This window comes from Streptomyces sp. WMMC500 (genome assembly GCF_027497195.1).
Lineage (GTDB): Bacteria > Actinomycetota > Actinomycetes > Streptomycetales > Streptomycetaceae > Streptomyces.
The window spans coordinates 2,334,817-2,346,562 of the sequence record NZ_CP114905.1 but is presented as its reverse complement, the minus strand read 5'-3'; the positions used below and the strand labels follow the sequence as shown (position 1 = coordinate 2,346,562).

Sequence of the window (11,746 nt, the reverse complement as noted above, 5' to 3'; positions counted from 1 at the left end):
GGTCGGTGGGCGGCACGCGCTAAGTTGGGCGGGATGGCGCCGAGTTGCCGGTGGGTGGGGGCTCGGGCGCAGAGACGCAAGGTCGGGGCCGGACCCGGGGTCGGGCCGGCGGAGGGAAAGAGCGGAACATGGGCGAGGACGGCCGACTCGGGCCGCGGAAGCGGGGACCGGAGCACGGGGACCGGCCCCGTCGTCCCGTGCGCCCCCCGCAGCCGCCCATCGGCCCCGCGGTACCGCCGCAGTCCCGGGGAGAGGCGCCGGGGGTGGCGCCGTACTCCGGAGCCGGGACGGGCGGCGGGGCCGAGGAGTGGGAGAACCCGTTCGTCCGGTGGATGCGCACGCCGCGGCCGAAGGCCAGGCCGGGGATATGGCGCTACGGGCACGTGCCCCGGCCGGATGACGAAGCCGACCGGATCTCCGACCGGCAACTGCTCGGCGGTGCCGTCCTGGCGCTGCTCAGCGGATTGCTGGTGTGGTCCCTGTGCTGGAACGGCGTCATCGGCATCTGGCTGTGGCCGTTCGACTGGATCACCCTGGACGCCTGGCGGGGATCCGGCCCGATGGTCGTCGCGGGATACGTCTACTACGGCCTGTTCATCCTGCTGCTTGCGTATGTCTTCGGCCGGATCGGGCGGTGGCGCGAGGTATGGACCCGTTTCCTGGAGCCGGTCCTCAGCTCTCCGGAGCCCGACCGGAACCAGGGGGACGCCGAGGCCGAAGACCCCGTGGCGTGGCCCGAGTTGCGGGCCGCCGGGTTGGTGGGTGAGGCGGAGGTGCTGGGTGGGGCCGCGCGGGGCGGGGGGATGAACGACGTCGATCTGGTGCGGATAGCGCGGGCCTGGGAGTCCGTACGGGCCCGCCCCGAGCGGCTCACCGCGTTCGCCGGTTCCGTGCGGCGCGACGGCCCCGCCGCCTGCCCGCACCCCTCCGGGCTGCGGGACATCGGCTCGCGTGCGCACCGGCACGACCTCGTCACCGGCCAGGTCCGTATCGGCGCCGCCCCCGACGACAAGCGCAACCCCCACGCCTACCGCGGCGGCGGCATCGCCCTCGAAGCCGGCGTCCTCGGCACCGGGTTACTCGCCGTCGGCCCCGCCGGCAACGTGGTCGGCGACCGCGTCACCGGTCCCGTCGCGGAGCTGCTCTGTCTGCAGGCCCTCACCGGGCAGGCCGCCGTCGTCGTCGTCGGGGCCCCCGACGCGCCGCTCGGCGGCGACGACGCGTACGACGTCGTCATCCGCATCGCCGATCCCTCCTCCCAGCACGACCTCGACCTCTACGGCGGCACCGCCGACCCCGACGAGGCCGCCGCCCTGCTCGCCGAGGCCCTGCTCGGCGGCGACCAGGCCGACTGGGCGCACGGCCGGCCGGCCGTCACCGCCCTCGGCCAGCTCATCGGCGCCTACCAGTCGGCGTACGGCTTCTTTCCCGGCATCGCGGAGCTGCGCGGCCTCCTCGACGGCGACCGCACCGCCCTCGCCGCCCTGCGGCGCGACTGCGCCGCCGTGGCCCAGGGGGCGCTCGACGGCGCCGACGCCGTCGCCGCCCACGGTGCCGTCGCCGCCCTCCGCGAGCTCGACGCCCGCGAGCGCCAGCTCTCCCGCCCCGGCGACATCGGCGCCCTCCTCGCCGACCGGCTCGCCGTGCTGGACCGCCCCGTCTTCGCCCGGTTCTTCGACCCCCGCGGTCGCGGGCGCCAGTTCTCCATGCGGGCGATCGAGCACCCCATGCGGGTGCGGATCGTGCTGCCGGAGCGTACACACGCCGAGGCGTCCCGCGTGCTGGCCAGGCTGCTGCTCGCGCAGTTCACCGCCACCGCCCCGGCCCGCTCCGACCGCTCCCGCTTCGCCGCGCTCGTCCTCGACGACGCCGCGCGCACCGCGAGCCCCGAGTCCGTGCGGGCCCTCGGTCGGCTGCGGGCCGCGCACGCCGGGGTGGTACTCGGGCTGCGCGGGCTCGACGACGTGGCGGAGCCGGTGCGCGGGCCGCTGCTGGCCGCGGTCGGCTGCCGGATGGCGCTGACCGGCGTCAGCACCTGGGACGGGCGGCACTTCGCGGAAGCCTGGGGCGCGGAGTGGGTCGAGGCGGAGGACGTCACGCACGTGCCGGACGTGTCCGGCGGGCTGATCCGGCGGCTGCTGAGGTGGGTACGGCAGGTGTTCACGGGTACGAAAGCCATGAGCCGCTCGGTGACGGTGCGCACCGTGGAGCGGGAGCGATGGTCGGCCTCGGAGCTGGCGAACACGCTGCCGCCCGGGCACGCGGTGCTCTCCGTGACGACCGTGGAAGGTGAGCGGACGCCTCCGGTGCTCGTCGACTTGCACCACTGAGGCACAATAGCCACAGTCGTTCATACGGAGCGGCGTAAGACAGAGCGGCAGTCTGAAAGCGGTCGAAGGCCTCCGCGTCGGTCGGAGGGCGGTGTGGATCGTCAGGCCCCGGAGGGAGAGTCACCCGGCCGGGGCCGGACGGGGGCGGTCAGGGTCGGTCGCGTACGAACGCAAGGAACGTACGCACGGGACCGGCCCGGCCGAGGCGGTCGCGCAGACAGTCACGAACAGCCCGGCGGCCCCGGCCGCTGCAGCAGCCAGAAGGTGCCATGCCCACGCTCGCCTCGCTCGTCCGCCATCCGACCCTCAAGCTCTCCGTCCTCACCGGTGCCGACGAGTTGGGCGTGGCCGTGCGCTGGGCGCAGACCAGCGAGTTGATCGACCCCGTGCCGTACCTCGAAGGCGGCGAGCTGATCCTGACCACCGCGCTCAAGCTCGACGTCGAGGACGCCGACGCCGCGCGCCGCTACATGCGGCGCCTCGCGGACGCCGGCGTGGTCGGGGTCGGCTTCGGGGTCGGCGTGAACTTCGACGCCGTACCCGAGGCGCTGCTCGCCGCCGCCCGGGAGGCGCGGGTGCCGCTGCTGGAGGTGCCGCGGACGACGCCGTTCATCGCCATCTCCAAGGTGGTCTCGGCGGCCATCGCCGCCGACCAGTACCGGGCGCTGACCCGCGGCTTCGAGGCGCAGCGGGACCTGACCCGCGCGGCGCTGGGCGCGGACGGCCCGGCGACCGTCGTCAGCCGGCTCGCGGCCCACGTGCGCGGGTGGGCGGCGCTGTACGACCCGGCGGGGGAGGTGCTCGCGGTGTCCCCGGCGCGGGCGGCAGCGCGGGCCGAGGCGCTGAGGGGCGACGTGGCGCGGCTGCGGCGGCGGCAGGCGCCGGCGAGCGCGGTGGTGGCGGGCGTACGGGCGGCGGACGTGGCGGACGCCGGGGACTCGGCGGACGTGGACGGCGCCGGGGGCGCCGGGGCGGGGGGCGCGGGCGCCGGCGGGGGCCCGCGGAACGGGGCGCCGGCCGCGTCGGGTGCTTCCGCCGTCCGTCCTCCCGCGGACCGGCCCGCCGCCGAGACCGACGAGGACCGCGTCGAGCTGCAGTCCCTCGGCTCCGGCCGCCGCTGCTGCGGCGTGCTCGCCGTCGGGACCGGCGGCAAGCTCGCCCCGGCCGAGCGCTACGCCGTCCACGCCGCCGTCTCCCTCCTCACCCTCGTCACCGAACGTTCCAGCGCGTTCTCGGCAGCCGAGCAGCGGCTCGGCACCGCCGTGCTGCGGCTGCTGCTCGCCGGCCAGCCCGACCACGCGCGATCCGTCGCCGGACCGCTGTACGGAGGGCTGCTGGACGCACCCGTGCGCCTCCTCGTCGCCGAGGCAGCCGCGCCGGTGGCGCCGGTGGGGGAGGGCGACCCGGAGCCGCTGCCGGAGGCGCTGGCGGAGCTGGCCGACGCGCTGGACGCCGCCGCGGCCGGATCCGGCGAGGCGTTCCTCGCGGTGCCGGACGCCGGGCGGCTGGTCGTCCTGGCCGCGGACGGCGGCGCGGTCGCCGAGGCGGCGGCGCAGCACGCCGCGCGCGTGGAGGCCGCGCACCCGGGCGCCGTGGGGCAGGCCCGCGGGTCGGGCGCGGGGCAGGGGACGCTGCCGCTGGTCGCCGGGGTGTCGGCGCCGGCCGGTCCCGCGGTGGTGACGGTGGCGTACAAGCAGGCCGAGCAGGCGCTGTCGGTGGCGCGGCGGCGCGGGCGGGTGCTGGTGGAGCACGAGGACGTCACGGCGGGCTCGGTGGTGGACCTGCTGGCGGACGACGCGGTGCAGGCGTTCGCGGACGGCACGCTGCGGGCGCTGCGCGAGCACGACGAGCGGGGCCGCGGCGACCTCGTCGCCTCGCTGCGCGCGTGGCTGTCGCGGCACGGCCAGTGGGACGCGGCGGCGGCCGACCTCGGGGTGCACCGGCACACGCTGCGCTACCGGATGCGGCGGGTCGAGGAGATCCTCGGGCGCTCGCTGGACGACCCGGACACGCGGATGGAGCTGTGGCTGGCCCTCAAGGCGTAGCCGATCAGAGCAGCCGTCAGAGCAGCCGTCAGGACGCAGCGCGCGCCCCCGCGGGCCGCTCAGGGCGTACGGGCCTTGCAGGTGTCGCGGATCTTGTAGAAGTACGACAGGTACTTCGCGTGGTAGTCCGCGCTCGTGATCCGTACCATCGCCTCGTCCGCGGAACGAAGCCCGGATCCGGTCCAGTTGTGGCTGCCCGTGTACACCCGCGGCGTGATGCTGCCGTTGTAGTCGCCGTCCAGCAGCCAGAACTTCGTGTGGGTGCGCACGTCGATGCCGGGGCCGTTGGGGAAGTTGCAGTACTGGCGCTGGATGCCCGCGCCGTCGAGGATGCCCTCGACCGTCGCGTCGCCCTCGCTGTAGACGACGTCGACCCAGCAGCCCTGCGCGCGCTTCTGCGCCAGCTTCTGGGCCACCTGCTTGCGGGAGCCGAGGAACTGGAACATGGCCACGCGGATGTCGGTCTGGTGCCGCTTGCCGTCCGTGCCGGTGTAGGCGCACGCCACCTCGTCGAGGGTGTTGACGATCGTGTCGGTGGCGGGGTTGCCGTAGTTCGCGTCGCCGCGGGGGAAGAAGAACGCGCGGTAGGGGGAGCCGGTCGGCGTGGACCAGTAGTAGGTGTTGTCGCCGTTCGCCGAGTGGCGCAGGCGTCGCTGGTCCTCGTGGAACGTCGCGAAGCCGTCGTGGACGGTGGCGTCGGCGAAGGTCACGGCGTCGTTGTACGACTCGTTCCGGTACCAGTCGTTGAGGTTGGAGGACGACTGGAAGACCACGTTGTCGTAGCTCGTCCCGTCGTCGAAGGGGCCGACCTTGGTGAAGACGAAGAACTTGTTGTGGTTGTACGCGGGCCCCGGCGGCGGGGTCGGGAGGCAGCCGCGTTGCACGTTGTCCTGGCCCGGGTCCTCGAACCGGTCGTCGCAGACCACGATCCACGACGTCTTCGTGTCGTCCGTGCCCAGCGCGTCGCGCAGCGAGATCCAGGCGGCGCTGCCCTTGTCGCGGGTGTTGTCGTCGACGATCAGCTTGACGGCGACGCCGCGGCGCTGGGCGGCGATGAGGGCGTCGGCGACGGCCGCGTCCTCCAGCTCGAACACCGAGGCGCGGATGGTCTGGCCGGCGGGGGTGCCGTCGATGAGTGCGATGAGCTGGGTGAAGACCGCGCCGCGCTGGGCGGCGGAGCCGAGCGGGTCGTTGAAGACGGGGCCGTTGACGACGGGCTTCGCGGCGGCGGGCTGCGCGGGGACCGGCTTCGCGGCCGCGGGGCGCACGGCGACCGGCTGCGCGACGGCGGGGTTCCGCTCGGGCGTCGGCTCGTGGTCGGCGGCGGTGGCGCCGGAGACGAGCGTCGCGGTGAGCGAGAGCAGAACGGCGGCCACACCCGCGGGCCGCCAGGCGCGTATGCGTCTCATGTGGTGAATCCCCCTGGGGGCCTGGGAGTCGGCGGGTCGCCGAGCACCCTAGAGGGCCGGGCTCGGCTTGTCAGGAGCCTGCCATCGATTAATTCGTAGTTATTCCCGGGTTGGCCGAAACGCGAGGACCCCCGGGGCGTCCCCGGGGGTCCTCGGCCGTCGCCGGCGCGCGCGTGCCGTCAGAGTGCGTCGAGGCCCGTGAAGACCATGACCTTCTCGTACGTGTAGTCCTCCATCGCGTACTTCACGCCCTCGCGCCCCATGCCGGAGCGCTTCACGCCCCCGTACGGCATCTGGTCCGCGCGGTACGACGGGACGTCGCCGACGATCACGCCGCCGACCTCCAGCTTCCGCTGCGCCCGGAAGGCGCTCTGCAGGTCGTGCGTGAACACGCCCGCCTGCAGCCCGTACTTCGAGTCGTTGACGGCCGCGAAAGCGGCGTCCTCGCCGTCCGCCCGCTGCACCGCGACGACCGGCCCGAACGCCTCCTCGCTGGAGATCTTCACGCCGCTCGGCACCTCCGTCAGCACCGTCGGCGTGTACGAGGCGCCGTCCCGCTTGCCGCCCGTCAGCACCCGGGCGCCGGAACCCACGGCCTCCTCGACCCAGGACTCCAGCCGCTTGGCCGCCTCCTCGCTGACCATCGGGCCGACGTCGGTCGCGTCGTCCGCCGGGTCGCCGGTGACCTGCGCCTCCACGGCCGCGACGACCTTGGGCACCAGGCGGTCGTACACCGAGGCGTCGGCGACCACGCGCTGGACGGAGATGCACGACTGGCCCGCCTGGTAGTTGGCGAACGTGCCGATCCGCTGCGCGGCGTGGTCGAGGTCGGCCTCGGAGGAGTAGTCGGCCAGGACGACCGCGGCGCCGTTGCCGCCCAGCTCCAGGGTGACGCGCTTGCCGGGGACGGCCTCCAGGATCGCGTAGCCGACCTTGTCCGAGCCGGTGAAGGAGATGATCGGCAGCCGGTCGTCCTCGGTGAGGTCGGGCATCCGGTCGTTCGGCACCGGCAGCACGCTCCAGCTCCCCGCCGGCAGGTCGGTCTCCGCCAGCAGCTCGCCCAGCAGCAGCGCCGACAGCGGGGTGGCGGGGGCGGGCTTGAGGATGATCGGCGCGCCGACGGCGAGTGCCGGGGCGACCTTGTGGGCGCACAGGTTCAGCGGGAAGTTGAACGGCGCGATGCCGAGGACCGGGCCGTACGGGAAGCGACGGCTGAAGGCCAGCCTCCCGGCGCCGCCCGGGTCGGTGTCCAGCCGCTGGCCCTCGCCGCTGCCCCACCTGCGGGCCTCCTCGGTGGCGAAGCGGAACGTGGACACGGCGCGGCCGACCTCGCCGCGGGCCCACTTCAGCGGCTTGCCGTTCTCGGCGGAGATCAGCCGGGCGATCTCCTCGGCGCGCCCGGCGATCTGCTTGGTCACGTGGTCGAGCGCCGCGGCGCGCACGTGTGCGGGGGTGGCGGCGAAGTCGTCCTTCACCGCGTGCGCGGCGGCGACGGCCTCCTCGATCTGGGCGTCGGTGGGAATGCTCACCGTGCCGACCTTGCGGCCGTCCCAGGGCGAGGTGACGTCTAGGGTGTCCTCGCCGGTCGCCTGCCGGCCGGCGAGCCAGAACGCTTGTGTGGAAGTCACGGCAGAGTCCCTCCGGAGAGTCATGTACCTCTGCTGCCCACCGTAGGCGGTCGGCGGGGCCGGGTGCGTTGTCCGGCGCGTAGCACTCGGCGGGTGCGCCGCTACGTGGCGGAAGGGTGAGGGCCGGCCGCGACCGGATGATCTTGTCGTAGGCGGCGCATACCCTGGGCGGGAGTGCGGGAGAAGCAGGGTGCGGGGGGTGGGGGACAGCGGGTGCGGGGGCCGGGACGGCGGGCGCGGGGGGCGCGCAGGCGGCGCGTGGGAGGCGCGTGTGCGGGCTGCATGCGGGCCATGTGTGGAACGCGGCACCCGATTGGCGCGCGCGGGGTGGTGTCGACCGGCCGAATCGGGTACATACGCACAAGTAGCACCGGCTGGTAACCCCTACTCAGCGGCGAGGTGAGTTCCCTCATGACCGCAGCATCCACACGGCCGTCCGTCTCCGAGAAGGAAGCCAGGGAGGTCGCCGAGGCCGCACGCGAGCAGGACTGGCGCAAACCCAGCTTCGCCAAGGAGCTGTTCCTCGGCCGCTTCCGGCTCGACCTCATCCACCCCCACCCCGAGCCCGCCCCCGCGGACGTGAAGCGCGGCGAGGAGTTCCTCGCCACGCTGCGCGACTTCTGCGAGGAGCACATCGACGGCGCCCGGATCGAGCGGGACGCGCAGATCCCGGACGAGACCGTCCGCGGGCTGAAGGAGATCGGCGCCTTCGGCATGAAGATCGACCGGAAGTACGGCGGTCTCGGCCTCACGCAGGTCTACTACAACAAGTCCCTCGCCCTCGTCGGCACCGCGAGCCCCGCCGTCGGGGCGCTGCTCTCGGCGCACCAGTCGATCGGCGTGCCGCAGCCGCTGAAGATCTTCGGCACCGAGGAGCAGAAGGAGGAGTTCCTGCCCCGGTGCGCCCGTACGGACATCTCCGCCTTCCTGCTCACCGAGCCCGACGTCGGCTCCGACCCGGCCCGGCTGGCGGCCACCGCGGTCCCCGACGGCGAAGGACCCGACGCGGACTACCTGCTCGACGGGGTGAAGCTCTGGACCACCAACGGCGTCGTCGCCGACCTGCTCGTGGTCATGGCGCGGGTGCCGAAGTCCGAGGGCCACCGGGGCGGCATCTCGGCGTTCGTCGTCGAGGCCGCCGCCGAGGGCGTCACGGTGGAGAACCGCAACAGCTTCATGGGCCTGCGCGGCATCGAGAACGGCGTCACCCGCTTCCATCAGGTGCGCGTCCCCGCCGCCAACCGCATCGGCCCCGAGGGCGCGGGCCTGAAGATCGCGCTCACCACGCTCAACACCGGGCGGCTCTCGCTGCCCGCGCTGTGCGTGGGCGCGGGCAAGTGGTGCCTGAAGATCGCCCGCGGCTGGGGCGGCGCCCGCGAGCAGTGGGGCCGGCCGGTCGCCGCGCACGAGGCCGTGGGCGCGAAGATCTCCTTCATCGCGGCGACGACCTTCGCGCTGGAAGCGGTGCTCGACCTGTCGTCGCAGATGGCCGACGAGGACCGCAACGACATCCGCATCGAGGCGGCGCTCGCGAAGCTCTACGGCTCGGAGATGGCCAGCCTCATGGCCGACGAGCTGATCCAGATCCGCGGCGGCCGGGGCTACGAGACCGCCGAGTCGCTCGCCGCCCGCGGCGAGAGGGCGATCCCGGCCGAGCAGATCGTCCGGGACCTGCGGATCAACCGGATCTTCGAGGGCTCGACCGAGATCATGCACCTGCTCATCGCCCGCGAGGCGGTGGACGCGCACCTCAAGGTGGCCGGCGACCTCATCGACCCGCAGAAGAACCTCTCCGAGAAGGCGCGCGCCGGCGCCCGGGCCGGCGGCTTCTACGCCCGCTGGCTGCCGAAGCTGGTCGCGGGCAAGGGGCAGGTGCCGCGGACGTACGGCGAGTTCCATCCGCCCGGGCACCGCGACCTCTCCACCCACCTGCGCTTCGTCGAGCGCGGCGCCCGCCGGCTGGCGCGCTCCACCTTCTACGGGATGTCCCGCTGGCAGGGCCGGATGGAGACCAAGCAGGGGTTCCTCGGCCGGGTGGTGGACATCGGCGCGGAGCTGTTCGCGATGAGCGCCGCGTGCGTACGGGCCGAGATGCTGCGCACCGCGGCCGGCCGGGGCGGGCACGGCAAGGAGGCGTACGAACTGGCCGACGCCTTCTGCCGGCAGGCCCGCATCCGGGTCGAGGAGCTGTTCGGCCGGCTGTGGACGAACACCGACGACCTTGACCGCCGTGTGGTGCGGCAGGTGCTGGACGACGCGTACACCTGGCTGGAGGAGGGCATCGTCGACCCGTCGGGCGACGGCCCGTGGATCGCCGAGGCCGAGCCGGGCCCGGCGAAGACGCCGAACCTGCACCGGCCCATCCGCTAGCGCCCGCGGACGGCCGCACCGCTCCCGGACCGGTGCGGCCGTCCGCGCACGGCCGTCAGGCCGGCTGCCGCTCCAGGATCGACTTGAGCTGCGAGGCGAGCATGATCCAGCCGCCGCTGACGCTTTCGAGCATCTTGCTCTCCGGGCTGTCGAAGCCGTCGTGGGTGATGGTCAGCTTCACCCCCAACTGCGGGATCTCGGCCGGCTCGATGTCGAAGGCGACCTGCGAACGCTCCGTGCGTGCCGCTTCGAACTCCGCGTCGGACATGCCCAGCATCTCCTGGTGCATCGGCTGCAGCGTGTGCCAGGTGTACACCAGCCGCTTGCCGGGCTCGGCCACCAGGACGCGCTGGCCCAGGTCCTGGGGCTCGCCGTTCTCCTCCGTGGGCCAGTAGACGGTGGAGCCGGCCTGCCAGTCGGAGCGGGGCGCCCAGCCGCCGTGGTACTGCTTCAGGAACTCGGGTGTCGTCAGCGCCTCGTAGAGCCGCTCGGCCGTGGTGTCGATGTAGATCGTGTAGACGAACGCGGGCTTGTTCACGGAATTTCCTTCCAACGCTTGCCTGAGCGCGGACAGGGCCGTGAGACGCCCGCGCTCGTACCGGCCGATCCAGCGGTCGGCCAGGTCGTGGATCGGCACGGGGTTGAGGTAGTGCAGCTTCTCCCGGCCGTGCCGTACCGCGGTGACCAGGCCGGCGGACTCCAGCACCGCCAGGTGCTTGCTCACCGCCTGCCTGCTCATCTCCAGCCCCGCGCACAACTCCCGCAGGGTCTGGCCGTTCCGTTCGTTGAGGCGGTCGAGCAGCTCTCTGCGGCTGCCGTCGGCGAGCGCCCGGAAGACGTCGTCCATGGTCACCACCTCGTTGGCCCAGATTGGCAACCAAATGGTTGCCTGTCAAGCCGGGCCTCCCGAGTGGCGCAGCTCACGGTTCGCGGGCAAAAATGACAGAAGGCTATCCCTAGCATCCCGATAGGAAATCCCTAGTATCGATGTCTATGGACTTTTCGTGGTCGATGGTCGTGGCCGGCGCCCTCGTGGGCTGCATGGTCGGCCTCACGGGCATGGGCGGCGGCGCCCTCATGACCCCCATCATGGTGACGGTCTTCGGTGTCAATCCCACCCAGGCCATCGGCAGCGACCTGGCGACGTCGGTGTTCATGAAGCCCTTCGGCGCCGCCGTGCACCAGAAGGCGGGCACCGTCCGCTGGGACGTGGTGCGCTGGCTGCTGCCCACCGGGGTGCCGGCCGCGTTCTGCGGCGCCTTTCTGCTGCAGTTCCTCGGCGAGGGGGACGATCTGCAGAGCCGGGTGAAGATCGTCATCGGCGCCGCCCTGCTGCTCGCCGTCACCGGCATGCTCGCCCGGATGTGGCTCGACCGGCGGCGCGCCGCGCGCGACGGCGAGGAGACCGAGGACGCGCACGTGCCCGTACGGCCCGGGGCCACGCTGCTCATCGGCCTCGTCGGCGGCCTCGTCGTCGGCATGACGTCGGTCGGCTCGGGCTCGCTGATCATCGTGATGCTGATGCTCGTGCACCCCAGGCTCAAGGCCAACCACCTCGTCGGCACCGACCTCGTCCAGGCCATCCCGATCGTCGCCGCGGCGGCGGCCGGCCACTTCATCGTCGGCGACGCCAGCCTCGGGCTGGCCGCCGTGCTGCTCCTCGGCGCGATTCCGGGCGTGCTGGTCGGCGCCGTGCTCTCCACCCGCGCCCCCGGTGCCGTGCTGCGCTGGGTGCTGGCGGTCATCCTGCTCGCCACCGGACTGTCCCTGGTGCACGTGCCGGAGACCGTCATCGTGCCCGCCTGCGTCGTCCTCGCCGCGTACGCCGTGGTCAGCAGCCGCCCCCGGCGCCCGCGGGCCGCGACCGCCGCCGCCACCGCGGGGGCGGACGGCGGACCGGCGGGTGAGGCGGGGGACGGCATCGAGAGGGCGTCTGCTCCGCGCCGGCTCTGAGCGGTCACAAT

The 11,746-nt window shown here is 73.5% G+C and carries 7 protein-coding genes; 4 read left to right on the top strand and 3 right to left on the bottom strand.

All coding sequences use genetic code 11. The features are described from left to right. Positions 1–263 precede the first annotated feature (263 nt). Entirely contained in the window at positions 264–2,330 is a 2,067-nt protein-coding gene (locus O7599_RS09480) for a hypothetical protein (protein ID WP_281621691.1), read from the top strand. 269 nt (positions 2,331–2,599) lie between these two features. After that, positions 2,600–4,375 carry a PucR family transcriptional regulator gene (locus tag O7599_RS09475; RefSeq protein WP_281621690.1) on the top strand — a complete coding sequence of 592 codons (1,776 nt, stop codon included), beginning with the start codon at positions 2,600–2,602 and terminating at the stop codon, positions 4,373–4,375. 59 nt (positions 4,376–4,434) lie between these two features. Here the strand turns inward: O7599_RS09475 and O7599_RS09470 are convergent, their stop codons facing one another. Together O7599_RS09470 and O7599_RS09465 are read right to left on the bottom strand one after the other, a co-directional pair. Further along, positions 4,435–5,784 (bottom strand): phospholipase D-like domain-containing protein, encoded by a 1,350-nt coding sequence (locus tag O7599_RS09470; protein ID WP_281621689.1) that lies wholly within the window; start codon positions 5,782–5,784, stop codon positions 4,435–4,437. A 179-nt stretch (positions 5,785–5,963) separates the two neighbouring features. Continuing rightward, on the bottom strand, positions 5,964–7,412 hold the full coding sequence (locus O7599_RS09465; protein ID WP_281621688.1) for an aldehyde dehydrogenase family protein: 1,449 nt from the start codon (positions 7,410–7,412) through the stop codon (positions 5,964–5,966). Positions 7,413–7,823: 411 nt separating this feature from the next. On the opposite strand from O7599_RS09465, the gene O7599_RS09460 reads away from it, so the two are divergent. Then, on the top strand, positions 7,824–9,782 hold the full coding sequence (locus O7599_RS09460) for an acyl-CoA dehydrogenase family protein (protein WP_281621687.1): 1,959 nt from the start codon (positions 7,824–7,826) through the stop codon (positions 9,780–9,782). A gap of 55 nt (positions 9,783–9,837) precedes the next feature. Here the strand turns inward: O7599_RS09460 and O7599_RS09455 are convergent, their stop codons facing one another. Further along, positions 9,838–10,629 carry a metalloregulator ArsR/SmtB family transcription factor gene (locus tag O7599_RS09455; RefSeq protein WP_281621686.1) on the bottom strand — a complete coding sequence of 264 codons (792 nt, stop codon included), beginning with the start codon at positions 10,627–10,629 and terminating at the stop codon, positions 9,838–9,840. Positions 10,630–10,775: 146 nt separating this feature from the next. Here O7599_RS09455 and O7599_RS09450 point away from each other — a divergent pair, with 146 nt between their 5' ends. Beyond that, the gene (locus tag O7599_RS09450; RefSeq protein WP_281621685.1) at positions 10,776–11,735 is read left to right on the top strand and encodes a sulfite exporter TauE/SafE family protein; all 960 of its coding nucleotides are present in this window, start codon (positions 10,776–10,778) and stop codon (positions 11,733–11,735) included. Positions 11,736–11,746 lie beyond the last annotated feature (11 nt).

Excerpts from the sequence above, each read along its gene's own strand:
- O7599_RS09470 (WP_281621689.1), bottom strand. The coding sequence starts at position 5,784 with ATGAGACGCATACGCGCCTGGCGGCCCGCGGGTGTGGCCGCCGTTCTG.
- O7599_RS09460 (WP_281621687.1), top strand. The coding sequence starts at position 7,824 with ATGACCGCAGCATCCACACGGCCGTCCGTCTCCGAGAAGGAAGCCAGG.
- O7599_RS09475 (WP_281621690.1), top strand. The coding sequence starts at position 2,600 with ATGCCCACGCTCGCCTCGCTCGTCCGCCATCCGACCCTCAAGCTCTCC.
- O7599_RS09450 (WP_281621685.1), top strand. The coding sequence starts at position 10,776 with ATGGACTTTTCGTGGTCGATGGTCGTGGCCGGCGCCCTCGTGGGCTGC.
- O7599_RS09455 (WP_281621686.1), bottom strand. The coding sequence starts at position 10,629 with ATGGACGACGTCTTCCGGGCGCTCGCCGACGGCAGCCGCAGAGAGCTG.